The sequence below is a fragment of the Halomonas sp. SH5A2 genome (assembly GCF_014263395.1).
Taxonomy (GTDB): Bacteria; Pseudomonadota; Gammaproteobacteria; order Pseudomonadales; family Halomonadaceae; genus Vreelandella.
On record NZ_CP058321.1, the window covers coordinates 3323522 to 3348184 of the forward strand.

A 24663-nucleotide genomic window follows, 5' to 3' on the forward strand; every position below is an offset into this window, starting at 1 on the left:
TGTATGAGCTGACGGTATTGCGCTAACGATCCCAGAACGGTGGGTCGTCAATCTGCGCCACCAGATAAGCCAGGAACGTAGCCACCTTTTGTGAGCGCAGGCGGTTTTCAGGGTATATCGCGTGGATACCTTCGCGTGTCGCTTCACCCATGGGATGGTAATCCTCGAGTATCGTCACCAATGCCCCATCGTGCAGCGCTTCGAACAGCAGCCAAGTAGGAAACAGCACGATACCTTGCCCCTGCAAGGCAGCTTCTACCAGGCTTTCTGCGTTGTTGCTATACAGGTTGCCGGTTACCGGGTATCGCTGCGCTTGGGTGTTTCCCTGAATGTGGAAATACCATGGTTGTTCGCCACGAGTGCCTTTATAGATCAAGCAATTATGCTCACTCAATGCCTCTGGATGACTCGGCTGACCGTGCCGAGCAAGATACGCCGCCACAAAGCGCTGTGTGGCTAATTGACGGGCTACCAGGCTCGAGTCATCAAGGGTACCAACCCGAATCACCACATCCGCGCCCTCTTGCACCGGATCGATAAAGGCATCGCTCAGCGTGAGTTCCACCTCGACCGCCGGGTTTTCATCCTGAAAGCGAGCCAATAACGGCGCAATGTGTCGCCGCCCAAAGGCGACCGGCGCATTGATGCGCAACACCCCCTGCGGATGCTTGGACCCACCGATAACCTGCTCGGTGGCTAAATCCAAGCTTTCTAATACGTGGCGAATATCCTGATAGTAGCGCTCACCAGCATCGGTCAGCCTTACCGCTCGTGTATGGCGGTAGAGCAAGCGCTGGCCGAGCGTACGTTCCAGCCCCGCAATATGCCGCGAGACGGACGATGCCGGTAAATCAAAATAGCGCGCTGCCTCAGCGAAGCTACCGCTTGAAGCGACACGTACGAACAGGCGAAGCGCCATCAAACGAATCGAGTTGTCCAAAATGCAATAGTCCTTTGCCTTTTTAACGCATTGTAGCAACAAAAAAGGCTCACTATAGTGCAGGCTCTTTTCTCAGCGGAGCCACCTATGAAACACGCACTTATCCTGCTCGGCGTGCTTATCGCCGGCATGGGGTTATCGGTTGAAGCGGGTTTGCTGGGGCCACTTGGTGAGCAGGTAGGTCATTTATCGGCCACTCTATCGATTTTCATGGTGGGGGCACTACTGCTATCCCTGGCATTGGTGTTTTCGCCCAATCCCAAGCTGGGCACCCTTTTTCGCCAGCCTCGATGGCTGCTGACCGGCGGCATTTTAGGCCCTGTTTACGTCATTGTATTGACGCTTGCCGCGCCACTCGTGGGTATCGGCATGACCATGGTGGGCATCTTATGCGGTCAGGTCGGTGCCAGCCTGTTCATCGACCACTTTGGCTGGTTAGGCAGCGAGCGACGTAAAGTCGACGGCTTCCGGGTAGGTGCCCTGGTGATGATTCTTGCCGCTATGTGGCTAATGTAACGTTTAAGTTTCTCAAGGAGTTCAACCATGCTACTTCCCTTTATCCTTGTGCTACTGCTGGTCGGCGGCGCAGTACTGGCAGCCCAGTCGTCTATCAACGGCCGTTTGGGGGCCAAAACCGGCGTCATCGAAAGCGCGTGGCTCACCTTCGTGATGGGGGCCGTGCTGACCTTCTTGCTGATGTTCTTTTTTGAGCCGGCGCACGAGGCAACGCTGTTCAGTGTGCCTAAGTGGCAACTGACTGGCGCCCTGTTTGGCGTGGTGTATATGCTGGCGATTGTGTTTGCAGTACCGCGGGTAGGCACCGCCGCGGCAACGGTGGCCGTGATTTCAGGCCAGCTTCTTATGAGTCTGCTGATCGATCACTTTGGCTGGCTCAACAATACCGTACGGCCACTGGATGCCTCGCGCTATGTGGCAATGGCACTACTATTGGGCGCTATCGGGCTGATCTACTTAAGCCACCAACAGCGTCAGCGTCGGATGGTGAATCAACCGGGCTAGCCACCCAGGTACGGTTTCGGCCCTGCCGTTTGGCTTCATAAAGGGCTGCATCCGCTTGGGATAAAAGGTCGACTGGCGATTGACCGACTGCCGGAAATAGCACGGCAATCCCGACACTGATGGTCACAATGCTCCGATTCGAGACACCAAGGTTGGGAATCTGCAAAGCCTCGACGCTGCGCCGTATCCGTTCTGCCGCAGGCTCAGCTGCCTCTGGCGATGCATTGGCCATCAGTACTACAAACTCTTCGCCGCCAAAGCGCACCACCAAGTCGGCATCGCGGCTATTCGACTGCATGGCCGCAGCCACCTGGCGCAAGCACTGATCACCTGCCTGATGGCCGTAGTAATCGTTATAGGCTTTAAAGTTGTCTATATCGATCACCATAAGCCCCAGGCAGGTGTTTTTCTCCATAGCCTCTTTCCAGCGGACAGGCACAATAGCATCAAACTGGCGTCGGTTGGCCAGATTGGTCAGTGGATCAGTCACCGAAAGCTGGGATAGCTTTTGGTTGTCTTTAAGGTAATAGCCAGAACGAATTTTCTCTCTCAGCACAAGCAGATAGGCAGTTCGCTCACTGCGTTCCAAGCGATAGTTTGCCGCAAGCGTAAAGAGCCCCGTCGCCGTAATGGTAAATATGGACAACCGTTTCGCCTCTGGCGGCATGGCCTCATACGGCAAGACAAAAAATAGAATGATCAAAATACTAATAGCGGATGACACCACGGCATAACGAAAGCGTAGCGAATAGACAATATTACCCACCAACAGAATAAGGCCGAAGGAGAAAACGTCCAGATAGGAATAGGGCGCGATAGAGTTCACAAAAATCAAGCAAGAAATCACCGTGGCAAAGAGGACGGTACTTGCCATTAACGTCTCACGTAACAATGGTGAGACACCTCGATAGACACGCCACAGGATCAGCAACCCGACGGGAAGCATGACACCTGCTCGCAAGAACACAGCTAAAGGAAATGCATCAGGGCGAAAACTGTAGTCATTGAGTAGAAACAAGCAATAAATGGTCGCCGCTATCAGCCCTGCCACCACCATATTATGGCTGCGTTTTTGTTGAGTATCGGCTTCAAAACGTGTCTCTACTTCTTTTGCAAAGCTCAATTGCCAAGAGCGACTTTCCAATTCATCTTCGACGGCTGTTAACAACGCGTCATTGACCATAAGTCACCCTTTATGTCTGACATTTCTTCTTTATTATTATTTTATAAAGCCAGTTTTAAATTCATTTTACGGATCGGATGTACAAATCATGTAACAAAAAACCGTTTAGAGAAATGACTTTTTTTATTACCGCTTAAACGAAAGGCATACTCACTTTTAATTAACTGATCATTCAACAAAGCGAGTGGGACGGCACCATAAAATCTCTCGAAGGCCAAGTTCCATCGATGCCTAATCCAGAGGCGTTTAGCCTGACCACTCTGCCAGGAGGAAAACCCATGCAGCGTAAAAAGCATCCAAAAACCCGCGATTGGACCTTCACGATAGGGCATCGTGAGCTAATCGTGCATCAGCGCTATGAAGTGCTGAGCATGATCAATGATTTCCTGTTGGGCATTTGGTTCACGATCGGGAGTGTCTGCTTCTTTTTTGAAGGTGAGCTAAAAACGCTTGGCGTCTGGCTGTTTGTGATTGGCAGCCTGCAGCTGCTGATACGCCCAACGATTCGCTTACATCGCTATATCTATTTTAAGCAGTTGCCGGACACCGACCACGATGCCTAGCCAGCCTCGTTCAACGCAGTTGGCTGTCTTTACTACCACGCCGGTTATAGCCGCTGAAGGCCGACTGCTGTTTGTCCAACTCACTTTGACAGGCCACACAAAGCCGCACACCCGGAATCGCCTGGCGACGCGCTTCGGGAATGGGATCGCCGCACTCCTCACAGCTTTCCAGGCTTTCGCCACTGGGCAACTGGCGACGGGCACGCTGAACCGCATCGTTTAGCGTGCTCTCCATCTGTTCTTGCTCGGCACCGTCTTTTGCCCATCCACCTGCCATGGCGCTTCTCCTTGTGGTGTGACATCAGAATTTCAGCATAGCAGCCAAAACACATCGGGTAGAACGGGCACACCTGTTTGGTTATGAGCCATCCTCGTGTTTCGATGAGCGCTCAAGCACATCCGGTTCTTGATACGCGTCGGGGTATTTTCGCTTGGCCCGCAGCAAGCGAATAATAGTGACGATGTTGGTCACGACGATGAGTGCTTCTGCGAGCGTACCACCTATGGTGCCAATCAGAAGGTTGTTGAGCATCCATGCCAGAGCCGCCAGCCCCAGAAATACCCGCATACTGATACCGCGCAGCAAAAACATGCCGACGGTGCCCAGCACCATGGCCGTCAGAGGCAGTATATCGACCCAGCTCTGCCAGGTAAGCGCCGCCGCGATACCGCTGACCACCAGCACACCCGCCATGACGCGCTGACTGCCCAGGTAACGGCGGGCTAGCACGATACGCACAATGACCATCACGGTAAGCGCCGCGGCGGTCCAGCTTTGAAAAAACACAAACTGCAGCGCGAAGGCAACGTTAGCCGAAATCAGTATCACGAGCAGCCGGTCATCGTGCTTACTTGAAAACGCCACGAGGCAAAGCACAAGCGCGACCAGGCCAAAAAACTGGCCTGCCAGGGCACTATGACTGAACGACTCGAGCATGGCGGCTAGGCTCCTAGGGGCGAGGTTGGGCCCCCCAGGCTATCATCTTGCTGGCGGAACCGCTGCCAGGCGATGGCGAGAATCGGCAGCAACGCCACCGGTATCAACGACAGGTTGAGCGACGCCCAGCCCAAGCCGCTGACCAGGGGGCCGGCCAGGAACGCGGTGATTGCGACGGTCGAAAATACCAGAAACTCGTTCGCCGCCTGGGTACGGGCTTTTTCCACCGGGCGGTAGCTCTCGGTAAGCAGCCCCGTGGCGGGCAAGAAGGTGAAATTCCAACCAAGCCCGAGCAAGATCAGCGCGACATTGAAGCCTGCTAAACTCATTTGCCACTGTGCCGCCAGCAGGCTTGCGACCAGTAGCAAGCAACCTGCCACGATCATGCGCCGTTGTCCCCACTTGGCGGTTAAATGCCCGGTCACGAACGACGGCAGGAACATCGCCACCACATGCCACTGGATAGTCATCGAGACATGGTCGAAGGAATGCCCTGCACCGGCCATGGCCAATGGCGTCGCCGTCATGGCGAGGTTCATCACCCCATAGCCGACCAGCGCGGCGCATACGGCCACCACAAAACTCGGCTGACGCATGATTTCACCCATGGGCCGCGAGACGCCGTCGGTATGGGTTTCCGCTGCGCTGGGCAGTCGAGTGATGCAGAGTATCAACAGGGCCAGCGCATAGAGCACGCCCAGACCTATAAAACTGCCCAAAAACGCCACCTCAGCGATCTCGCGGCTGATGCGCGCCAGCCAGGGGCCAAAAAACGCCGCCAACACGCCACCGCCCATCACCAAGCCAATGGCACGATCGCGCAGAGCGGGAGGCGCGGCTTCAACGGCCGCAAAACGGTACAGCTGGCCAAACCCGATGCCGATACCAATCAGCCAGGTGCCCGCCATAAACAGTCCAAAGTGCTCGGCTACCAGCGCCTGGGCGGCGACCATGGTGCCGATAAGCCCAATGCTGTTGCCCAGCAAGAAGCCACGTTTACGCCCCAAGCGGCCCATGATCAGCGAGGCCGGAATAGTCGCACACATCAACCCCAACCATTGGGTAGCCACGGGGGCCGTGGACCAATAGGGGCTAGGCGCCAGGGAGGCACCAATCAGCGGTGACACGGCAATTAACAGGATATTGCCGCTGACCAACAGCGCTTGGCAAAGCGACAGCAGCATCACGGTAGTGGGCATGGGTCGGCCTCCGTTAGGGGGTGTTGAATGGATGAGGCAAAGCGCTGGCGATAAACCGAAGGCGACACACCGTAATAGCGCTGAAACTGACGCCGTAACTGCTCGGCCCCACCGAGTCGACAGCGCTGGGCAAGGCGCTCCAGCGCCACAGCCTGGTGAGGTTCAAGCAACGCCAGGCGCGCCTGCTCCAAGCGCAATTGCGTCAGGTAAGCGTTCGGCGTGGTATTCAGGTGACGTTTGAAAAGCCTCGATAGATGACGTGGGGTGACGGCCATGAAAGTCGCCATTTGTTCCACGGAATGCTCGCCAGCAGGGTCGGCGTGCAAGCGGTCAAGCAGTCGGCGCAACGGTCCCGCGGATTGCTGGCCGCGCAATATCTGGCTGAACTGGGATTGCCCTCCCGGGCGATGCAAAAACACCACCAGTTCGCGGGCTACCTGACCAGCCAGCTCGGCGCCGTGGTCGGCTTCCACCAGCGACAACGCCAGGTCGATCCCGGCCGTCACGCCAGCACTGGTGTAACGGCCAGCGCTTTCGATATACAAGGCGTCCGGCTCTACACGGAGCGCAGGGTAGCGTTTGGCCAGCTCGTCGGCATGCCGCCAGTGGGTGGTCACCCGCAGGCCATCCAACAGCCCCGCGGCGGCGAGCAAAAAGGCGCCGCTGCAAATTGAGCCAAGACGGCGCACTTGCGACGCCATTGTATAAAGCGTCTTGAGGACTTCAGGCGCTGCGCATTGACGAGCCACGCCGCTGCCACCCGCCACCAGCAAGGTATCCAGCGGCTGAAACGCCGCCAACTGATCGAGGGAATGGCTGGCCTCAAGTGCTAACCCGCCATTGGTCATCAGCGTACCCGGCGCATCAGCGGCCAGGGTTAGCTGGTATAGCGGCTGCTTGCTCAGCGCGTTGGCACTGGCAAACACCTGCCAGGGGCCGCTCACATCGAGCAGTTGGCAGTCAGGATAGGCAAATAGCGCAACATGGCGGGACACGGTTTTCTCCCTTCAACAGGTAGAAAAGAGTGTCGCCCGTTGGCGGTATGTCGGCAAGGACCATTACCCCACCGATAAAGACATGCGCGCTATCCCGTTTGAGAGACGGGGGCTTCCATCCGCCTTACGCTGGACACAAAATCGCTGAAACGCTCGCCCTGGATGAGCACGTGGTCGCTAAGCGCCTGCTGAGCGCCCTGGGCATCGCCACGTTCAATGGCGTCAAAGATCGTCTGGTGCTCGCTAAGCGAGTTGTGCATTCGCTGACGAACCTGTAGCTGAAGCCGCCGGTAGGGCTTCAGGCGCTGCTTGAGCTGGCGCGCCTCGCTGGCCAGGAAAGTGTTGTGGCTCGCCGTATAGATGCAGTCGTGGAACCCTTCATTCTCGTAATAGTACTCGTCGGTGTCCCCTGCCAGGGCCGCCGCTTCACAACGCTGGTGAGCATCGCGCAGTGCGGCCAGTTCTTGTTCGGTAATACGCCTTGCTGCCAGCCGGCCACACATCCCCTCAAGCTCAGCCATGACCTCAAACATCTCGATCAGCTGGTCGATTCCTACCCTGGCAACGAAGGTGCCCTTTTTGGGCGATACCGTCACCAAACCGCTGGCCACCAGTTGCTGAATCGCCTCGCGCACCGGCGTGCGCGACACGCTGAACTGCTGCCCGAGTATTTCAGGGTCGAGCCGCTCGCCGGGCGAACGGCGTCCGTTAATGATGTCGTCTTCCAATGAATCCTTGAGCCGCTGGGCGTTGGAGCGTTTCGAGCCTGGCATGCGTCACCCCCTTAATTGGCAGCGCTAAACTGTACAGAAAGAATATGTCATAAAGTTGACATTAGCATACGCAGCGCCTATTGATGTATATATCAGCTCGACTGATACATACATAAAGCCAATCCAAGACCACAACAACAATCGTTGGAGACGCCACATGCAACGTAAACACCTATTCACCGCCGCCGCTTTAGGCCTGGCAATCGCCGCTTCACACGCCTCAGCAAATACCGTACTACGCGCTTCCCACCAGTTTCCTGGCGGCCAGGGCGACGTACGCGACGAAATGGTCCAGATGATGGCCGAGGAAGTGGCCAACGCTGACGTGGGCCTGGAAATTGAAGTTTATCCAGGCCAATCGCTATTCAAAGCGCGCGAACAATGGGGCGCCCTGGCGCGCGGTCGGCTGGATATCACCGCACTGCCGCTCGACTATGCCAGCGGCCGCCACCCGGAATTTTCCGCCACGCTGATGCCCGGCCTCGTGCGTAACCACGAGCACGCCCAACGCCTGAACGACTCTGAATACATGGACATGATCAAGGATGTCATTCAGGAAGGCGGCGCACGCGTGCTGGCCGATGCCTGGCTGTCGGGCGGCTTTGCGTCCAGCGAGCGGTGCATTACCTCGCCAGACACCGTCGACGGCCAGGTATTCCGTGCCGCAGGCCCGGCGTTTGAAGAAATGCTCGAGGCTGCCGGGGCGTCTATCGCGTCCATGCCTTCATCGGAAATCTATACGGCCATGCAAACCGGCGTACTCGACGCTGCCAATACGTCGTCGATGTCGTTCGTATCCTACCGCCTTTACGAACAGGTCGACTGCCTGACCCAACCCGGCGACTACGCCTTGTGGTTCATGTATGAGCCGATCCTGATTTCAGAACAAGTCTGGCAGGGGCTCAATGAAGAGCAGCAGACAGCTCTCATGGAGGCGGGCGAGAAAGCCGAGGCGTTCTTTGCTGAAGAAGCGGCTTCCATTGACCAGCAGATGGTCGACGTCTATGAGGAAAACGACGTAGAAGTCGTCAAAATGACCGAAGAGGACTACAACGCCTGGCTCGAAATCGCCCGCGAAACCTCTTATAAAAACTTTGCCGAGAATGTCCCTAACGGCCAAGCCATCATCGATGCGGCACTCGCCGTCGAGTAAGTCACTGCCTCGATAAAGCATGTCGGCCATCCTCCCGGCTGGCCGACATGCTTCGCTGCTTACCCGATCTGATGAACCCGCTTGATGAACCTAGCTGATGAGGGACTTATGTCGACAACAACACACACCTCGGCAACACGCAGCGGCTTGATAGGTGGCTACATTCGGGCAATGGATCGACTATCGCGCTTTTCGGCCTATATTGCCTGCGCTCTGTTCATTGCCGGGGTGCTGGTCATCTGTCAGATGGTATTCACTCGCTATGTGCTCGGCTGGAGCACCAGTTGGCAAACCGAGTTCACGATCTTCTCCGTCACCGGCGCCATGTTGATGGGCAGCCCCTACGTGCTGATGACCGGTGGCCACGTGGCCATCACCATTTTGCCTGATGCCATTGGGGGGCTCGGTCGCAAGGTGATGCTAACCTTCGCCTCGCTGTTTGGCTTTGCCTTCTGCGCCGCGCTCGCCTATGCCAGTTGGATCTATGTATTTGAGGCTCTTCATGGTGAGTGGACCACCGGCTCAGTCTGGAATCCGCCACTCTGGCCCGCGCTATTGCCGATGGCCGTCGGCACGACCTTGCTGGCTTTCCAGTACGTCGCCGATGTGCTGCGCGGGGAGGGCTGACCATGGATCCGATCACACTGGGAATTATCGTCGCTGTTGGCCTGATCTTCATGATGGCCATCGGCACACCCATTGCGTTCGCGCTGGGCGGTGTCTCGCTGCTCGCGCTACTTTACGACCGCGGACTCACGGAACTGACCTACTTTGGTGAAACGTTTTTTGACCGGATTGCCGAATTCGGCTTTGTGGCCATCCCCATGTTCATTCTGATGGGGGCAGCCGTTGCCTCCTCGCCCACCGGACGTGACTTGTATCGCTCGCTGGATTTATGGATGGGCAGGTTACCGGCGGGCCTTGCGGTGTCCAACATTGGCGCGTGTTCGATTTTCGCCGCACTTTCAGGCTCCTCGCCGGCCACCTGTGCGGCGATTGGCAAAATGGGTATCCCAGAAATGCGCACGCGCGGATACCCGGACGGCGTGGCCGCTGGCTGTATCGCAGCGGGCGGCACCCTGGGCATCTTGATTCCGCCTTCCGTGACGATGATCATTTACGGCATTTCCACCGAAACCTCCATCGGTCGGCTGTTTATTGCCGGTGTCGTCCCCGGTTTTATGCTGGCAGGCCTGTTCATGATATGGACCATCATCGCCTGCAAACTGGCCGGCGGCTATGCGAATCCACTGGCTGCGTCTGCCGAGAAGCTCAAAACCACCGTTCAGCAAAATGTCGATAGCAACCTGAAAGCCGTGGTACGCGTGCTGCCCTTCCTGGGGGTGGTGGCGGGTATCTTGTTTGCCCTTTACGGCGGGGTCGCCACGCCATCAGAAGCCGCGGGGGTCGGGGCGTTTTTATGCCTGATGCTGGCTATCCTGATTTATCGCATGTGGCAGATAGGCCCGATCAAGCTGATCATGCGCGACTCGCTGCGCGAAAGCGTGATGATCATGCTGGTTATTGCCTGCGCCGAAGTGTTCGCCTATGCGCTTTCATCGATGTTCATTACCCAGACCGTCGCCGGGGCAATCGCCGACCTGGAGGTCAATCGCTGGGTACTGATGGGGGTGATTAACGTCTTTCTGCTGGTTGCCGGTTTTTTCCTGCCACCGGTGGCCGTGATTGTCATGACCGCGCCGATTTTGCTGCCGATCATCCTGGCGGCAAACTTTGACCCTTACTGGTTTGCGGTGATTCTCACCATCAACCTGGAAATCGGCCTTATCACTCCGCCAGTGGGTCTCAACCTGTTCATTATCAAGGGCATTGCCCCGGATATTTCGCTGCGGGATATCTTGCTGGGCAGCCTGCCCTATGCGCTGTGCATGGTACTGGCCATCCTGTTGCTGTGCCTGTTCCCCGGCCTTGCCCTATGGCTACCCAACCTGATCATGGGCTGAAAGGAGGATGACCATGAACATGATGTTTCTCCAGGAGTTGTTCAACAATATTACCCAGCGCGACGCGCTGTTGCGGCGGCGTCAGACTGTCGCCTCAGCGGTGGACCACACTCACCTGGTCAAGGCCTGCCAAGCTCTACTCGAAAGCGATGGCGAAGCGTCAAGCATTGCGCTGGCCAGCCGCGCCCTGGCCATTTACCGACGCCTCTCGCAGGATGAAAAAAGCCTTTTTTTCAAGCGCCTGGCGGAAGACTTTGCGGCCACCCCCGAGCATATCGACGAGGCTTACACCGCCTACCGTGACGCGCGGGATAACCGCACGCTGCAACAGCTTTTTGAGGCCTGCGAGCCGCTTCGCCAGGAACTGTTCCGGCGCCTCAACTTTGCCAGCGACGGCACCTATGAACTGGTCAACATGCGTCAGGATTTATTGGGTCTGCTGCGCGACCAGCCTGACCTGGCGCCCATCGATGACGACTTTGCGCACCTGTTCGGCTCCTGGTTCAATCGCGGTTTTTTGATGCTCAAGCGCATCGACTGGAACACCCCCGCATCGATTCTCGAGAAGATCATTCGTTACGAAGCGGTGCACGAAATTCAGGACTGGGACGACCTGCGCCGCCGCCTGGACGCCCGTGATCGCCGCTGCTTCGCGTTCTTTCACCCTGCCATCGGCGATGAACCGCTGATTTTTGTAGAAGTCGCCCTGCATAAGGGACTGCCAAGTCGTATCCAGCCCATTCTCTCAGGGCAGGATGGCGGTGTGGATGACCCCGACGATGCCGACAGCGCTGCCTTCTTCGGCATCAGTAACTGCCAAACCGGCCTGCGCGGTATTTCGTTTGGTAACTTCCTGATCAAGCAGGTGGTTCAAGAGCTTTCCCAGGAGCTTCCCCAACTCAAGTACTTCGTGACGCTTTCACCGGTGCCCGGATTTGCTCAATGGCTCAACGAGCAGCGCCAAAACGACCATTGGCCGCCCAGCGTCCGTGAAACACTGGCAGAGCTCGACACGCCGGGATGGCATCAGGATAAACAGCGCCAGGAGCGACTCAAAGCAACGCTACAACCGCTCGCTGCCCGCTATCTGATCGACGAGAAAAACCGTCACGGTTTACCGCTCAACCCCGTTGCCCGCTTTCACCTGGGCAATGGCGCCAAGCTTCAGCGTATCAACTGGCTCGGCGACACCTCCGACAAGGGCATAAAACAGGCGGCAGGGCTGATGGTCAACTACCTGTACGTGCTTGATGACATTGAGCGTAACCACGAAAATTATACCGCCAAGGGCGCCATTGCCTGCTCGAGCGACGTGCGTGACCTCGCCAAGCGGGCGCGCAAGCTGGCCAAGGGAGAACCTGCCAAATGAACCACAATCTGTTTGCCACCTTTGCCACGCAGATGCACAAGCGCGGTGAGGCCGATTTTATCACCACCCGCGAAGGCCGCCGCTATTCCTACGCCGATGCGCTGACCCAAAGCGCCCGCCTTGCCGGCGCGCTGACCGCTCTCGGCGTACGTCAGGGCGACCGCGTGGCCGTCCAGGTCGACAAGAGTCCCGAAGCCATTCTGCTCTACCTTGCCTGCCTGCGGATTGGCGGGGTCTATTTGCCCCTCAACACCGGTTACACCGGCGATGAAATCCGCTATTTTCTGAGCGACGCCGAACCCGCGCTGTTTGTCTGCCGCCCAGCCGTAGCCGATGAGGCCCGCCGCATTGCCACCGACACCGGGTGCCCGGCAGTTGTCACGCTGGGCAGTACGGCCGACGGCAGCCTGATGGACGAAGCCGCGAGCGCCGCACCCCATGATGATATCGCCGAACTGGATACGCGTGACCTGGCGGCGATTTTGTATACCTCGGGCACCACCGGGCGCTCCAAGGGGGCCATGCTGACCCACCAGAACCTGGCCTCCAATGCCGAAACCCTGGTCGAAGCCTGGCACTTCAGCGCCGATGACCGGCTGATCCACGCGCTACCGATTTTTCATACCCACGGACTCTTTGTGGCGTGCAACGTCACCTTGATGGCTGGCGCCAGCATGCTGTTTCTGCCCAAGTTCGACGCCGACGTGATCTTCGAGGAGCTGCCCCACGGCAGCGTGATGATGGGCGTGCCCACCTTTTACACGCGCCTTGTTCAGGACCCACGCCTGACGCCTGACGTCACCGCCAACATGCGGCTGTTCGTATCCGGTTCAGCCCCGCTGACCGCCGAAACCCACGAAGCCTTCGAGGCCAAGACCGGGCATGCCATTCTCGAACGCTACGGCATGACTGAAACCAACATGAACATCTCCAACCCCTACCAGGGTGCGCGCCGTGCCGGCACCGTGGGTATGCCGCTGCCCGGCGTGGAGATGCGCATCACCGACCGGGAAACCGGCGATGAGGTCGCACCCGGCGAGATCGGCATGCTGCAGATTCGTGGGCCCAACGTGTTCATTGGCTACTGGCGAATGCCGGAAAAAACCCGCGAGGAGTTGCTTGAAGATGGCTTTTTCATCACTGGCGACCTCGCCCAGGTCGACGAGCAGGGCTATGTGCATATTGTCGGGCGGGATAAAGACCTGGTGATTTCGGGGGGCTACAACGTCTATCCCAAGGAAATAGAACAGGTCATCGACGAACTGGAGGGTGTGTCAGAGTCCGCCGTGATTGGCCTGCCCCACCCGGATTTTGGCGAGGGCGTGACCGCCGCCGTGGTTACCCAGCCGGGTGCCGACCTCGACGAAGCCACCATACTCGGCCATCTTCAGGGGAAGCTTGCCAAGTACAAGCAGCCCAAGCGTGTTTTCTTTATCGATACCTTGCCGCGCAACACCATGGGAAAGGTACAAAAGAACGAGCTGCGCAAACGCTTCCACGACACCTATCAATCAACTTAACGTAGTAAAGCAAACGCCCCACTCCCTGCAAGGTGCAGAAAGCGGGGCGTTTGTTGGTTAACCGAGTAGCTGAAGCGCTTAACCGGCGAACGAGGCGTACATGATGATGACCAGAACCACCAGCACGATACCGGCGGGTACCGCCCCTTTCCACGGGGTAAGGTCAACGTCGCCAGAATGCTCCTGAACCCAGTCGGTCTCGCGCGGGCGCAGCTTGCCAATCACCAGCATCACCGCCACCAGCAGCACGAACACCGCCGCGACAAAGTGGAACTCGTGCATGACAGCTGGCAGCTTATCGAAGGGCGGCACGAAATAGCCCGCGGCGATCAGCAAACAGCCACCCACCAGAGCAATTTTGGCGGCCATGGGCGGCACGCGCTTGGTCAAAAGCCCAACCAGTACGACAGCCAGAATGGGAATAAAGTAGATGGCGTTCATCTTCTGCAGGTAGCCGAACAGGCTGTCCTGGCCTGCCAGTAACGGCGCAATGGTCATGGTGGTAATCGCCATGATCCAACCAAACACCTTGCCCGACTTCACCACCTGCTCTTCAGTGGCGTCTTTTTTAAGCACTTGCTTGTAGATACCCAAACTGAAGATGGTGGTCGTGCTGTTCAGCGCGGAGTTGAACGACGACAGAATCGCACCGACCATCACCGCGGCGAAGAAACCGGTGAGATACGGCGGCAACACGTTAAATACAAGGTGGCCGTAAGCTTCATCGGCGCGAATGCCGTCATCGGCATACAGGTGGTAAGCGATGATCCCCGGCAGTACCAGATAAAGCGGGCCCAGCAGCTTGAAGAAGCCCGTCAGCAACACACCCTTCTGGCCTTCCGCGAGGTTTTTGGCGGCAAAGGTCCGCTGGATAATCTGCTGGTTGGTCGTCCAGTAGAACAGGTTGATCAGGAAAACGCCGGTAAACAGCGTGAAGAACGGCACCTGCTGATCACTACCGCCGATCGAGTTGAGCTTGTCGGGATTGCTGGTCTTCAGCGTGTTCCAGCCTTCCATGATGCCGTCACCACCGCTGACGGCTTGCAGGCCGAAATAGACGATCACAAAGCCACCGATCAGCAGGCCAACGCCGTTAAGGGTGTCGGACACTGCGACCGTGCGCAACCCGCCGAACAGCGCGTAAATGGCGCCCACAATCCCCACGACCCAGACCGTCAGCCAGAGTAGCGTGGTCGGTGATTCGATACCGGTCAGCGCGGGCAGGTCGAGCATGCCCTGCAGCCCTATCGCACCGGAATAGAGAATAATCGGCAGCAAAATCACCGCGTAGGCGATCAGGAAGATCACGTTGGCGATCAGTTGCGTGCCTTTATCGAAGCGGATCAACAGCAACTGCGGGAGGGTCGCAATGCCGCTTTTCAAGAAACGCGGCAGGAAGAACAGCGCCAGCGCCACCAGGGCAATGACCGCCACCACTTCCCAGGCCATCACGCTCAGGCCATCGCTGAAGGCTGAGCCGTTCAGCCCCACCATCTGCTCGGTGGACAGATTGGTCATCAACAGCGACCCGGCAATCAAGGGAAACGTCAGCGTCCGCCCTGCCAGAAAATAACCGCTGGTGCTGCTGTGATCATCCCGTCGCGTAATGCGCCAGGTAATAAAGGCCACTAAACAAGTGAAGAATAGAAATGACGCCAGGGTGAGGGCATGCATAAGAACATCCTTCGGGGCGGTCGCGCATGCTCGCGTGCAACACAAAACATCAGCGCAGTGGATTTAGGTAAATTTACCGATTGGCGGTGGATTGTAGAACGGTGACTCGATTCTTCTATTAGCCTTTAGTCGCAATTAAGCACCTAAAGATGTGTTTTTCTAACAAAAAATTCTAAATATCAGACATTTGAATAGTACCTAACGGTTGACTACCCGTTTCCGCGATTCACTACGTGGCTGAACGTCCTCAGTGTTAAAGTGGTGTGATTCGACCGCGTGACTATCAGACCTCCTCTGAAATCAGCTTCGCCCGCCAACTTTCTCAACCTTGATTAAGGAAATAACGTCCATGCTGCATTACCTGCAGGGCTTGCCATATTTTATTGCCTATCTGCTCGCGGCGATCATTTTGTTGGTCGCATTCATGTACTGCTATAGCCGCATTACGCCGCACCACGAATGGAAGCTGATTCGCGAGGGCAATGCGGCCGCCGCGACTGCCTACGGCGGCTCAATTCTGGGCTTTACCATCCCGCTGTATAGCGCCATGGCCAACTCCATCAGCTTGATCGACTTCATTTTGTGGGGCGTGGTCGCGTTTATCGTCCAGTTGGCAACGTTCTTCGGCGTGAAGCTGTTTTTACGCAAGCAGGGCGAAAGCCTGTCGCAACACATTACCGAAGGCCATCAGGCTTACGGCATTTTAATGGCAAGCATCGCGGTGGCCGTTGGCTTACTCAACGCCGCCTCGATGACGTGGTAAAGGAAAGCGCTGACATGAGACACGATCAAACACCGCATTTGCCCCGACGCAAACGCAGCGCACGCCTGTCGCTCGCAATGATGGGCGCCAGTGCCTTTGGCCTGACCGCCTGTGGGCAACCGCCCCAGGAAGAACACATTACCGAGATCGAGTTTGATGAACCGCGCAGCTTCCAGAGTGTTGAGGACTGCGTCGCTGCGAATGTTTACACACGCAGCGCCTGTGAGGATGCCTACAACGCCTCGCTGGAAGATGTGCCACGCTTTAACACCCTGGAAGAATGTGAAGCCGAACACGGCGAAGGCGCCTGTACCGAGCCCACCGAAGAACAGTCACAGGCGGCAACCGGTAGCGGCGGCGGCAGTTGGTTCATGCCTGCCATGATGGGCTATATGGTCGGCAGCATGATGTCCAACACCAACCGCGGGCGCTCGTTCGAGCGGGTATATCAAGAGCCGGTATACCGTAATCGCCAGAACCAGGGCAATTGGAACACCGCGTCAAACCAGGCAACCCAACGGGTCTCTCAACGTAACGACGCAATGCGTAGCTCGGTGCGCGCTTCTTCGCAGCGTAGTGGCTTTGGCTCGCGTTCATCCACACGGAGTGGCTGGGGCTCCTAGCCGCCAGCAAAGCTCACCATGCTAAGAATCGACATCCCCGAGCGGCAAAACTGGAAAGACCTGGCCCACGAGCTGGGCTTTCATTTTCACACCATCGAGGGCGAGCCTTACTGGAAGGAAAGCGCCTACTACCAGTTCACCATGGAACAGGTTGAGCGCGACATTGAAGCGCCTACCGAGGCGGTGCATGAGATGTGCATGGAACTGGTCGATAAGGTCTGCCATTCCAACGCCTTGATGCAGCGTTTGGCGTTGCCCGAGCACATGTGGGACAGCATCCACAACTCATGGAAAGATGGCCAGCCCCACCTCTACGGGCGCATGGACTTTGCCTATTCCGGCGATGGCCCCGCCAAGCTGCTGGAGCTCAACTACGATACCCCTACCTCGCTTTACGAAGCGGGCTGCTTTCAGTGGGTGTGGCTTGAGCAAGCCATGGCGCAGGGAATCCTGCCGCGCCATGCCGATCAGTACAACTCGATACAGGAGCGGCTGATCAATGCCATGGCGCACCTGGGTGACCGTCTTGAAGGCCGCACGCTGTATTTCTCGTGCGTCAAGGATAACGCCGAAGAACGTGCCACGGTGCACTATTTACAGGATGTTGCGGTGCAGGCGGGCCTCAACGCCCCCTTTATCTACACCGAGGATATTGGCCAACACCCCGCCGTTGATTATTTTGTCGACCTCGACGACCAGCCCATTCATGCGCTGTTCAAGCTGTATCCCTGGGAAGAAATGGCCGACGATGCGTTTGGTGAATTGATTCCCCAGTTAAACACTCACTGGTTTGAACCACCCTGGAAGGCAGTGTTATCCAATAAAGGCATCTTGCCGCTCCTCTGGGAACACTTCGAAGGCCACCCCAACCTGTTACCGGCATTTTTCGAGAAAGCTGATAGCCCGCCGCTACCCGCGGGTTGGGTGCGCAAGCCGTTTTTCTCGCGGGAAGGCAGCAACGTCGAACTGATTACCCCAGCGGGCCAGCGCGAAGCGGTCGATGGCCCCTATACCGACAGCCCGTGGATCCGACAGGCTTACCACCCCATGCCGCGCTTCGGTGATAATCACGCGCTGGTCGGCAGTTGGGTCGTCGGCGACCGCGCCTGCGGCATGGGGATTCGCGAAGACGTCGGGCGCATCACCAAGGATTCTTCCTGCTTTGTTCCCCACGCCATTGTCTAACGGCTGATCATGCCTTAGCCCATCAACCATAAACAGCTGACCGGGTCCCCCTGGGCGATGTCGCTGTAAGGCGGGATCACCGCCAGCGCATTGGCCTGAATGCACGAGGAAAGAACCGACGAGTTCTGATCATCAAACGCCCTGGCGTGGGCGCCCTCGGCGTCAAACGTCAGAGTCACCCGCATGTAGTGCTGTCGCGGGCCGGTGGACGTCGCAAACTCAGCCCGTGCGGTGACACAGGGCAGCCCTGCCAGATCGGGGCAGCTTAATAGCGCGCCCATCAAGGGGCGTAAAAACAGCCACGCGCCGACAAATCCGGAAACGGGATTGCCGGGTAACCCGACAAAGCGCGCCTGCCCGCCTTCGCGTCGCGGTAGATGGCCAAGCGCCAGCGGCTTGCCTGGCCGAATGGCGAGCTTCCACATCGTGAGCTCACCCAGCGCCTCGAGCGAGGCTTTCACGTGATCCTCTTCGCCGACACTCACCCCGCCGGTGCTGACCACCACATCGGCGTCTTCCGCCGCCTGGGCGAGCAGTTCCCGGGTACGCTCGGCATCGTCGGGCACGCTGACCTGGCTCACTACCTCAGCGCCAAAGGTTTCCAGCAACCGCGTGAGCATGGGGCGGTTGGAGTTATACAGCTGCCCCGGCTTGAGCGGTGTACCGGGGTCAATCACTTCATCCCCGGTCGACAATAGCGCCACCCTTGGCCGACGACGTACGCCAACCTCTGTGACCCCCTGCCCGGCCAGGTGGCCAAGGGCGGCGGCCTCCAGACGCTCTCCGGCGCTCAACAGCACATCACCCTGGCGTACATCGCGGCCTTTCAGGCGCACGTTGTCGCCGGCGGGAATATCCGCTGGGATGATGGCAACATCGCCGTCCACCTCGACGCGCTCCTGCATGATCACGCAGTCGGCCCCCGGCGGAATTTCCCCGCCGGTAAAAATACGCGCGCAGCTGCCTGACGCCAACGGCGTGGCAGGCGTGCCCGCCGCAATCCGCTGGCTGACCGTCAGTCGCTGTCCGGCATCCGCCGCCCGCAGCGCGTAGCCGTCCATGGCGCTATTGGTATACGGCGGCACATCAAGCTGCGCGGTAACGTTTTCGGCCAGCACTCGCCCGGCCGCACCGGCAAGCGCCACGCGCTCCGCCGGCATGGGCGTGATATCCGCCAGCAGCGCGGCCAGAGCGTCGTCGATTGAGTGCAGCTCAGCCATGCTGGCCTCGCTCGGGGATGACCAGATTGGCGAAGTTGCAGGGTTTGTGGCGGCTATCGAGCTGTTCGGCCAGAATGCCGTCCCAGCCGGTGCGGCAGGCGCCCGTTGAGCCCGGCAGACAGAAGATCACCGTAGCGTTGGCTAGCCCGCCGAGGCAGCGGCTTTGAATGGTCGAGCTGCCAATTTCGTCGCCGCTGAGCTGGCGGAAGCGCTCGCCAAAGCCTTCGATGTGTTTGTCCAGCAGCACGCCTATGGCCTCGGGGGTGGAGTCGCGGCCGGTAAAGCCGGTGCCGCCGGTGGTGATCACGGCCTGCACGTTGCGATCAGCAATCCACTGGGCCACAACAGCGCGAATGGTATACACATCGTCCGGCACGATACGTTTTTCCACCAGTTGGTGGCCCGCGTCAGTGAGCCGTTCAACCAATGCCTGACCACTGCGGTCCGTGTTTTCCGTGCGAGTATCGGACACCGTGAGAACCGCGATGTGTAGCGGAATCATTGGCTCCATGGGCTACTCCTTGGCGCTCTTTTGCGCTTGCCGGGCTTCCAGAGCAGCCAGTTGTTCCGGCGTTGCTGGCGCTTGGTAGAGTTCTTTCCATTCGCTGTAAGGCATCCCGTAAACGTATTCGCGGGCCTCTTCGTAGGTGAGCTGCTCACCCCGCGCTTCCGCCGCGCTGACCAGCCATTTGGACAGACAGTTACGACAGAAGTCGGCCAGAATCATCAGGTCGATATTCTGCACGTCCTTGTTGTCATCAAGATGCTGTAGCAAGCGGCGAAACGCAGCGGCTTCAAGCTCAGTACGGGTGTTGTCGTCAAACTTATCCATCGCTTTGACCTCTAAGGTGTGAAATTAATCTCAGCATAACAAAAGACACCGCCCGTAGGCGGTGTCTTTTGTTACATTCCAGCGCGCCTCACGAGGAACGAGGGGCTGGAGACTCACCTGAGTCTTTTGAGGCTTTTTGGTCGGCCAGTTCCTGCTCGGAAACGGCCTGATCCTTGACCTCTTCGTACCACAGATTGTGGTGCTCTTTGGCCCAGGTCTCATCAACGTAGCCGGTGGTCATGCCTTCCAACGAACCTTCCGTGCCCAAGGTGCCAATATAGATATGGCCAAATGACACAGCGGTCAGCCCCAAGGCACCGACGGCGTGGATGATATTCGCCCACTGCATGGTGTCGCGCCCCTGACCGAAGTTGGGGAAGTCGAGCACAAAGCCGCTGGCAACCACCAGAATCCCGACCGAAGCTAATAGCCAGTACCAGGCTTTTTCACCGCCGTTGGCAAAGCCGGCATCGACATGCCCCTTGCCGACCATGCCGCCGCCTTTCTTGAACCACTCAAGGTCGTGCTTTTTGGGCAGGTTATCCTTGATCAGGCTGACGAGCAGTACCACCAGCAGGATGCCGAAGATCGGCCCAAGGTAGTTGTGCAGCAACTTGGAAGAAGAGACCATCCATCCCCAGAAGGCATCTCCAAATAGACCGCGGAAGACAAACTTCCCAAATAGCAGGTTGAGGCCGGTAAGCGCCAGCACGATAAACAGCGACGCCACTGACCAGTGCAGAGCACGCAAGAATAACGGCCAGCGCAACAGCTTGCGCCCCGTTCGCGGCTCTTCCAGATCCTTGCGGCCAATGATCAGATAAAACAGCACGATAATCCCGATCATGCCGCCGATCACGATCAACCCGAAAGGTGACACCCAGCGATTACGCCATTGACGCCAGGTTTCGCCGCTTGAGTTGATCAGGTTGTAGTTACTCTCGTAACGCGAGTCACGGTAGTTGGCATCGGTCTCGCCGCTGCGCACTTGCCGCCACTGGTCAGCGTCGATCCCCGGGGCTGCCGTGCCCATTTCCCGGTCAGGGTCAGCCTGGGCATGCACTACCTGTGTCACGCCGAGACTGAGTACCAGCGCAAAGGCCAACAATAGCCAGCGCCAGACTCCTTGCCAGCGGCTTGGATGCGGCACCCCACCGGGTGCCTGAGCAGTCAACTGGTTCATGGAAAGCCTCCTTACCCTTTACGGGCAGCATCATAGGCTAGGTTATCGGCACTGGCCTGAGGGTTGTTGGACCAGGCACCGTCTTCGTGGCCACGATGCACCACGCGCTGACGGAAGATATCTGCCACGTCCTGGGCGTCGCCAGCCAGCAGCGCTTTGGTCGAGCACATTTCCGCACACAGCGGCAGCTTGCCTTCGGCAATGCGGTTGGAGCCGTACTTCTCGTACTCTTCTTCCTTGCTTTCGGCAGGACCGCCCGCACAGAAGGTACATTTGTCCATCTTGCCGCGCTCGCCGAAGGCGTCCTGCTGCGGGAACTGCGGTGCGCCGAACGGGCAGGCGTACAGACAGTAACCACACCCGATGCACAGGTCCTTGTCGTGCAGCACGATGCCGTCGTCAGTCTTGTAGAAACAGTCGGTCGGGCACACGGCCATGCAGGGGGCGTCGTCACAGTGCATGCAGGCGACCGAAATGGACATTTCGTCGGCTTCGCCGTCATTAAGCGTCACAACGCGCCGACGCTGAATGCCCCATTCGACATCATTGGCATTTTTACAGGCGGTAACGCAGCCGTTGCATTCGATGCAGCGCTCGGCGTCACACATAAATTTCATTTGAGCCATGGTGTTCTCCTTATACGGTGCGGGATGTCGCCCGCACCGTGGATGCTGTCAGGTCAGGGCGAGCCTCAGGCACGCTCGATACGGCAGATGGTGCACTTGGTCTCTTGCATCAGTGTCACCGGATCGTAGCCATAAGTGGTCGCGGTGTTGGCCGCTTCGCCAAGTATGTAGGGGGCGCTGCCTTCAGGGTAAAGGCCTTCCAGGCTTTCGCCCTGGAACATGCCGCCAAAGTGGAACGGCATGAAGGCTACCTTGCGGTCCACGCGCGGTGTGACCAGTGCTTTCACTTTCACACGGCCACCTTCGGCCCCTTCGACCCATACCTCGTCGCCGTCGCTGATGCCTATATCATTGGCATCGGCCGGGTTGATCTCCACAAACATCTCTTGTTGAAGCTCGGCCAGCCACGACATGGAGCGCGTTTCTTCACCGCCACCTTCGTATTCGACCAGACGCCCGGAAGTGAGGATGATCGGATAGTCATCCACCGAGGGGGCACCGTCCTGTACGCTCTTGTACATGGTCGGCAGACGCATGATGGAGTCAAAGTCGTCCCAGGTCGGGTATTTATCAACCAGGTCACGGCGGGTTGAGTAGAGCGGCTCACGGTGCTTCGGCACTTCGTCGGGGAAGGTCCACACCACGGCCCGCGCTTTGGCGTTACCGTAAGGCGCGCAACCATGCTCGATGGCGACACGCTGAATACCGCCGGACAGATCGGTTTTCCAGTTCTTGCCTTCCGCCGCTTGCTTCTCTTCGTCGGTAAGGTCGTTCCACCAGCCAAGGTCTTTCAGCAGCTGGTCGGTGAACTCTGGGTAACCGTCGTCGATATCGCCATTCATCGGTGCGGAGCCTTCGGCCAGCAGATTGACGCCATCGCGCTCGATGCCAAAGCGGGCACGGAAGCCCATGCCCCCTTCCATCACAGGCACGCTTGGATCATAGAGGTTCGGCGAGCCGGGATGCTTGAACTCGGCCGTTCCCCAGCAGGGCCAGGGCAGGCCGTAGTAGTCGCCATCAGCCGGACCGCCCTCGGCGCGCAGGTGCTCGAAGCTGAAGGTATGCCAGTTTTGCTGGTGTTCCTTCAGGCGCTCGGGGCTTTGCCCGGTGTAACCAACAGTCCACATGCCGTTGTTGATCTCGCGCAGGATATCTTCGATCAGCGGTTCATCGCCGTTCATCTCGTAGTTGGCCACCAACTGGTCACCAAAGCCGAGCTTGCGGGCGAACAGGTACATGATCTCGTGATCAGGTTTGGACTCGAACAACGGGTCGATGACCTTGTCGCGCCACTGCAGTGAACGGTTGGTCGCCGTCACGCTGCCGGTGGTTTCGAACTGGGTCGCGGCCGGCAGCAGATACACGCCATCCGTACGGTCGTGCATGACGGCCGCGACGGTCGGGTAAGGATCGACGATGACCATCATTTCGAGCTTTTTCATCGCCTGCTGCATTTCGACACCGCGGGTCTGTGAGTTGACCGCGTGGCCCCAATAGAACATGGCTTTGAGCGCCGTGCGCTGGGAGATGTTTTCATCTTCTTCCAGCACCCCGTCAACCCAGCGGGATACGGTAATACCGGCGCTGTGCATGGGTTTGCCGTCGGCATACTCAGAGTCATCAAAGCGCCCTTGCAGCCATTCGTAGTCAACGTTCCAGACGTTGGCCCAGTGCTGCCAGGCGCCTTCCGCCAGGCCGTAGTAGCCGGGCAGCGAATCGGAGCCCAACCCCAGGTCGGTGGCACCCTGGACGTTGTCATGACCACGCAGAATGTTGGCACCGCCACCGGCAACACCGATGTTGCCCAGCGCCAGCTCCAAAATGCAGTAGGCGCGGGTATTGTTATTACCCGTGGTGTGCTGGGTACCGCCCATGCACCACACGACACAGCCAGGGCGATTTTCCGACAGGGTCTTGGCAACGTCGAACATGTCCTGTTCGCTGACGCCGGTGATATCTTCCACCACGTCCGGTGTGAAGTTGGCTACCTCTGCGCGCACATCGTCCATGCCGTAAACGCGCTGGTTGATGTATTCGCTGTCTTCCCAGCCGTTTTCAAAGATATGCCACAGCAGGCCCCAGACGTAGGCAACGTCGGAACCCGGGCGCAACCGCACGAATTTGTTGGCCTTGGCCGCCGTGCGCGTAAAGCGTGGGTCGGCAACAATGATCTGGCAGTTGTTGCGCTCCTTGGCAATCAGGAAGTGCTGCATGGCCACCGGGTGCGCTTCGGACGGGTTCGAGCCAATGAACAGAATCGCTTTACTGTTATGGGTATCGTTGAGCGAGTTGGTCATCGCCCCGTAGCCCCAAGTATTGGCAACCCCGGCCACCGTTGTGGAGTGGCAGATACGCGCCTGGTGGTCGGTGTTGTTGGTACCCCACATCGACGCCAGCTTGCGCATCAGGTACGCCTGCTCGTTATTGAACTTGGCCGAACCCAGCCAATAAACGCTATCCGGGCCGTGCTCTTCGCGTAGCTCAAGCAGCTTGTCGCCGATTTCGTTGACGGCGTCTTCCCAGCTCATGCGCTCCCATTCGCCGCCCACCAGTTTCATGGGGTACTTTAAACGGCGGCTGGAATGGCCGTGCTGGCGCAGCGAGGCGCCCTTGGCACAATGGGCACCGCGATTGATCGGGTGGTCAAAGGCAGGTTCCTGTTTGGTCCAGATGCCTTCTTGCACTTCAGCATACACACCGCAGCCTACCGAGCAGTGCGAGCAGATCGTGCGCTTGGTCTCTACCGGTGAGTCAAGCACCGGCGTTTTGTCCGCCGATTCCGCGCGGCGCATCATGGGCGCGCCCATAAAACCTAGCGCGGCCACACCACCTGTCGCCACACCACTGCGCTGAATAAACTGGCGGCGCGAAATTCCCAGACCGGGCGCTTTGGGAGTGTCTGTTTTGCGAGTTAAACGCATGGCAATTCTCCTGGCATTCC

The 24663-nt window shown here is 58.1% G+C and carries 25 protein-coding genes; 11 read left to right on the forward strand and 14 right to left on the reverse strand.

Going from position 1 to position 24663, the window contains the following annotated elements:
- Positions 1 to 22: 22 nt before the first annotated feature.
- Positions 23 to 940, reverse strand: coding sequence for a LysR family transcriptional regulator (locus tag HXW73_RS15380; RefSeq protein ID WP_186253908.1), 918 nt, complete (start codon positions 938 to 940; stop codon positions 23 to 25).
- 87 nt (positions 941 to 1027) lie between these two features.
- Between HXW73_RS15380 and HXW73_RS15385 the strand changes: the two genes are divergently transcribed.
- Complete coding sequence (locus tag HXW73_RS15385; RefSeq protein ID WP_186253909.1) at positions 1028 to 1456, forward strand: DMT family transporter; 429 nt, start codon at positions 1028 to 1030, stop codon at positions 1454 to 1456.
- A gap of 27 nt (positions 1457 to 1483) precedes the next feature.
- Complete coding sequence (locus tag HXW73_RS15390; RefSeq protein WP_186253910.1) at positions 1484 to 1960, forward strand: DMT family transporter; 477 nt, start codon at positions 1484 to 1486, stop codon at positions 1958 to 1960.
- Here HXW73_RS15390 and HXW73_RS15395 read toward each other — a convergent pair.
- The gene (locus tag HXW73_RS15395; protein ID WP_186253911.1) at positions 1896 to 3143 is read right to left on the reverse strand and encodes a GGDEF domain-containing protein; all 1248 of its coding nucleotides are present in this window, start codon (positions 3141 to 3143) and stop codon (positions 1896 to 1898) included. The genes HXW73_RS15390 and HXW73_RS15395 overlap by 65 nt on opposite strands.
- Before the next feature lie 278 nt (positions 3144 to 3421).
- Between HXW73_RS15395 and HXW73_RS15400 the strand changes: the two genes are divergently transcribed.
- Entirely contained in the window at positions 3422 to 3706 is a 285-nt protein-coding gene (locus HXW73_RS15400; RefSeq protein WP_186253912.1) for a YrhK family protein, read from the forward strand.
- 10 nt (positions 3707 to 3716) lie between these two features.
- Here the strand turns inward: HXW73_RS15400 and HXW73_RS15405 are convergent, their stop codons facing one another.
- The 5 genes from HXW73_RS15405 to HXW73_RS15425 all read right to left on the reverse strand — a co-directional run bounded on the left by HXW73_RS15405 (position 3717) and on the right by HXW73_RS15425 (position 7610).
- Positions 3717 to 3983, reverse strand: a complete 267-nt coding sequence (locus HXW73_RS15405) for a DksA/TraR family C4-type zinc finger protein (RefSeq protein ID WP_186253913.1) — start codon at positions 3981 to 3983, stop codon at positions 3717 to 3719.
- An 81-nt stretch (positions 3984 to 4064) separates the two neighbouring features.
- The gene (locus HXW73_RS15410; RefSeq protein WP_186253914.1) at positions 4065 to 4643 is read right to left on the reverse strand and encodes a YgjV family protein; all 579 of its coding nucleotides are present in this window, start codon (positions 4641 to 4643) and stop codon (positions 4065 to 4067) included.
- Positions 4644 to 4648: 5 nt separating this feature from the next.
- Positions 4649 to 5842: an MFS transporter gene (locus tag HXW73_RS15415; protein ID WP_186253915.1), complete on the reverse strand. Its 1194-nt coding sequence runs from the start codon at positions 5840 to 5842 to the stop codon at positions 4649 to 4651.
- Positions 5827 to 6837: a GlxA family transcriptional regulator gene (locus HXW73_RS15420; RefSeq protein ID WP_186253916.1), complete on the reverse strand. Its 1011-nt coding sequence runs from the start codon at positions 6835 to 6837 to the stop codon at positions 5827 to 5829. The genes HXW73_RS15415 and HXW73_RS15420 overlap by 16 nt, the downstream gene beginning before the upstream one ends.
- A gap of 89 nt (positions 6838 to 6926) precedes the next feature.
- Positions 6927 to 7610 carry a GntR family transcriptional regulator gene (locus HXW73_RS15425; RefSeq protein WP_186253917.1) on the reverse strand — a complete coding sequence of 228 codons (684 nt, stop codon included), beginning with the start codon at positions 7608 to 7610 and terminating at the stop codon, positions 6927 to 6929.
- A 157-nt stretch (positions 7611 to 7767) separates the two neighbouring features.
- Here HXW73_RS15425 and dctP point away from each other — a divergent pair, with 157 nt between their 5' ends.
- The 5 genes from dctP to HXW73_RS15450 all read left to right on the forward strand — a co-directional run bounded on the left by dctP (position 7768) and on the right by HXW73_RS15450 (position 13616).
- Positions 7768 to 8763 carry a TRAP transporter substrate-binding protein DctP gene (gene dctP / locus HXW73_RS15430; protein WP_186253918.1) on the forward strand — a complete coding sequence of 332 codons (996 nt, stop codon included), beginning with the start codon at positions 7768 to 7770 and terminating at the stop codon, positions 8761 to 8763.
- A 108-nt stretch (positions 8764 to 8871) separates the two neighbouring features.
- A complete protein-coding gene (locus tag HXW73_RS15435; protein WP_240538657.1) occupies positions 8872 to 9390 on the forward strand; it encodes a TRAP transporter small permease subunit in 519 nt (172 codons plus the stop codon).
- Positions 9391 to 9392: 2 nt separating this feature from the next.
- Positions 9393 to 10727: a TRAP transporter large permease gene (locus tag HXW73_RS15440; protein WP_186253919.1), complete on the forward strand. Its 1335-nt coding sequence runs from the start codon at positions 9393 to 9395 to the stop codon at positions 10725 to 10727.
- Between the two features lie 13 nt (positions 10728 to 10740).
- On the forward strand, positions 10741 to 12096 hold the full coding sequence (locus tag HXW73_RS15445) for a malonyl-CoA decarboxylase (RefSeq protein WP_186253920.1): 1356 nt from the start codon (positions 10741 to 10743) through the stop codon (positions 12094 to 12096).
- Positions 12093 to 13616 (forward strand): malonate--CoA ligase, encoded by a 1524-nt coding sequence (locus tag HXW73_RS15450; protein ID WP_186253921.1) that lies wholly within the window; start codon positions 12093 to 12095, stop codon positions 13614 to 13616. Before HXW73_RS15445 ends, HXW73_RS15450 begins: the two co-directional genes overlap by 4 nt.
- 78 nt (positions 13617 to 13694) lie before the next feature.
- Here HXW73_RS15450 and HXW73_RS15455 read toward each other — a convergent pair whose 3' ends face one another.
- On the reverse strand, positions 13695 to 15290 hold the full coding sequence (locus tag HXW73_RS15455; RefSeq protein ID WP_186253922.1) for a solute:sodium symporter family transporter: 1596 nt from the start codon (positions 15288 to 15290) through the stop codon (positions 13695 to 13697).
- A gap of 349 nt (positions 15291 to 15639) precedes the next feature.
- Here HXW73_RS15455 and HXW73_RS15460 point away from each other — a divergent pair, with 349 nt between their 5' ends.
- From HXW73_RS15460 to HXW73_RS15470, 3 genes are read left to right on the forward strand one after another with little or no spacing between them, the layout of a single operon-like run.
- Positions 15640 to 16053 carry a DUF350 domain-containing protein gene (locus tag HXW73_RS15460; RefSeq protein ID WP_186253923.1) on the forward strand — a complete coding sequence of 138 codons (414 nt, stop codon included), beginning with the start codon at positions 15640 to 15642 and terminating at the stop codon, positions 16051 to 16053.
- Positions 16054 to 16067: 14 nt separating this feature from the next.
- Positions 16068 to 16676 carry a DUF1190 domain-containing protein gene (locus HXW73_RS15465; protein ID WP_186253924.1) on the forward strand — a complete coding sequence of 203 codons (609 nt, stop codon included), beginning with the start codon at positions 16068 to 16070 and terminating at the stop codon, positions 16674 to 16676.
- Positions 16677 to 16694: 18 nt separating this feature from the next.
- A complete protein-coding gene (locus HXW73_RS15470; RefSeq protein ID WP_186253925.1) occupies positions 16695 to 17861 on the forward strand; it encodes a glutathionylspermidine synthase family protein in 1167 nt (388 codons plus the stop codon).
- A gap of 14 nt (positions 17862 to 17875) precedes the next feature.
- Here the strand turns inward: HXW73_RS15470 and HXW73_RS15475 are convergent, their stop codons facing one another.
- The 6 genes from HXW73_RS15475 to HXW73_RS15500 all read right to left on the reverse strand — a co-directional run bounded on the left by HXW73_RS15475 (position 17876) and on the right by HXW73_RS15500 (position 24643).
- Positions 17876 to 19081 carry a molybdopterin molybdotransferase MoeA gene (locus HXW73_RS15475; RefSeq protein ID WP_186253926.1) on the reverse strand — a complete coding sequence of 402 codons (1206 nt, stop codon included), beginning with the start codon at positions 19079 to 19081 and terminating at the stop codon, positions 17876 to 17878.
- The gene (gene moaB / locus HXW73_RS15480) at positions 19074 to 19592 is read right to left on the reverse strand and encodes a molybdenum cofactor biosynthesis protein B (RefSeq protein ID WP_186253927.1); all 519 of its coding nucleotides are present in this window, start codon (positions 19590 to 19592) and stop codon (positions 19074 to 19076) included. Before moaB ends, HXW73_RS15475 begins: the two co-directional genes overlap by 8 nt.
- 3 nt (positions 19593 to 19595) lie before the next feature.
- Entirely contained in the window at positions 19596 to 19913 is a 318-nt protein-coding gene (locus HXW73_RS15485) for a DUF1244 domain-containing protein (protein ID WP_186253928.1), read from the reverse strand.
- Between the two features lie 88 nt (positions 19914 to 20001).
- Complete coding sequence (locus HXW73_RS15490) at positions 20002 to 21096, reverse strand: formate dehydrogenase subunit gamma (RefSeq protein ID WP_186253929.1); 1095 nt, start codon at positions 21094 to 21096, stop codon at positions 20002 to 20004.
- An 11-nt stretch (positions 21097 to 21107) separates the two neighbouring features.
- Entirely contained in the window at positions 21108 to 21722 is a 615-nt protein-coding gene (gene fdh3B / locus HXW73_RS15495; RefSeq protein ID WP_074395123.1) for a formate dehydrogenase FDH3 subunit beta, read from the reverse strand.
- Positions 21723 to 21787: 65 nt separating this feature from the next.
- Positions 21788 to 24643: a formate dehydrogenase subunit alpha gene (locus tag HXW73_RS15500; RefSeq protein WP_186253930.1), complete on the reverse strand. Its 2856-nt coding sequence runs from the start codon at positions 24641 to 24643 to the stop codon at positions 21788 to 21790.
- Positions 24644 to 24663: the final 20 nt, after the last annotated feature.

Coding starts and splice junctions, on each gene's coding strand:
- HXW73_RS15385 (WP_186253909.1), top strand. CDS start 1,028: ATGAAACACGCACTTATCCTGCTCGGCGTGCTTATCGCCGGCATGGGG.
- HXW73_RS15390 (WP_186253910.1), top strand. CDS start 1,484: ATGCTACTTCCCTTTATCCTTGTGCTACTGCTGGTCGGCGGCGCAGTA.
- HXW73_RS15395 (WP_186253911.1), bottom strand. CDS start 3,143: ATGGTCAATGACGCGTTGTTAACAGCCGTCGAAGATGAATTGGAAAGT.
- HXW73_RS15400 (WP_186253912.1), top strand. CDS start 3,422: ATGCAGCGTAAAAAGCATCCAAAAACCCGCGATTGGACCTTCACGATA.
- HXW73_RS15405 (WP_186253913.1), bottom strand. CDS start 3,983: ATGGCAGGTGGATGGGCAAAAGACGGTGCCGAGCAAGAACAGATGGAG.
- HXW73_RS15410 (WP_186253914.1), bottom strand. CDS start 4,643: ATGCTCGAGTCGTTCAGTCATAGTGCCCTGGCAGGCCAGTTTTTTGGC.
- HXW73_RS15415 (WP_186253915.1), bottom strand. CDS start 5,842: ATGCCCACTACCGTGATGCTGCTGTCGCTTTGCCAAGCGCTGTTGGTC.
- HXW73_RS15425 (WP_186253917.1), bottom strand. CDS start 7,610: ATGCCAGGCTCGAAACGCTCCAACGCCCAGCGGCTCAAGGATTCATTG.
- dctP (WP_186253918.1), top strand. CDS start 7,768: ATGCAACGTAAACACCTATTCACCGCCGCCGCTTTAGGCCTGGCAATC.
- HXW73_RS15435 (WP_240538657.1), top strand. CDS start 8,872: ATGTCGACAACAACACACACCTCGGCAACACGCAGCGGCTTGATAGGT.
- HXW73_RS15440 (WP_186253919.1), top strand. CDS start 9,393: ATGGATCCGATCACACTGGGAATTATCGTCGCTGTTGGCCTGATCTTC.
- HXW73_RS15445 (WP_186253920.1), top strand. CDS start 10,741: ATGAACATGATGTTTCTCCAGGAGTTGTTCAACAATATTACCCAGCGC.
- HXW73_RS15450 (WP_186253921.1), top strand. CDS start 12,093: ATGAACCACAATCTGTTTGCCACCTTTGCCACGCAGATGCACAAGCGC.
- HXW73_RS15455 (WP_186253922.1), bottom strand. CDS start 15,290: ATGCATGCCCTCACCCTGGCGTCATTTCTATTCTTCACTTGTTTAGTG.
- HXW73_RS15460 (WP_186253923.1), top strand. CDS start 15,640: ATGCTGCATTACCTGCAGGGCTTGCCATATTTTATTGCCTATCTGCTC.
- HXW73_RS15465 (WP_186253924.1), top strand. CDS start 16,068: ATGAGACACGATCAAACACCGCATTTGCCCCGACGCAAACGCAGCGCA.
- HXW73_RS15470 (WP_186253925.1), top strand. CDS start 16,695: ATGCTAAGAATCGACATCCCCGAGCGGCAAAACTGGAAAGACCTGGCC.
- HXW73_RS15475 (WP_186253926.1), bottom strand. CDS start 19,081: ATGGCTGAGCTGCACTCAATCGACGACGCTCTGGCCGCGCTGCTGGCG.
- moaB (WP_186253927.1), bottom strand. CDS start 19,592: ATGGAGCCAATGATTCCGCTACACATCGCGGTTCTCACGGTGTCCGAT.
- HXW73_RS15485 (WP_186253928.1), bottom strand. CDS start 19,913: ATGGATAAGTTTGACGACAACACCCGTACTGAGCTTGAAGCCGCTGCG.
- HXW73_RS15490 (WP_186253929.1), bottom strand. CDS start 21,096: ATGAACCAGTTGACTGCTCAGGCACCCGGTGGGGTGCCGCATCCAAGC.
- fdh3B (WP_074395123.1), bottom strand. CDS start 21,722: ATGGCTCAAATGAAATTTATGTGTGACGCCGAGCGCTGCATCGAATGC.
- HXW73_RS15500 (WP_186253930.1), bottom strand. CDS start 24,643: ATGCGTTTAACTCGCAAAACAGACACTCCCAAAGCGCCCGGTCTGGGA.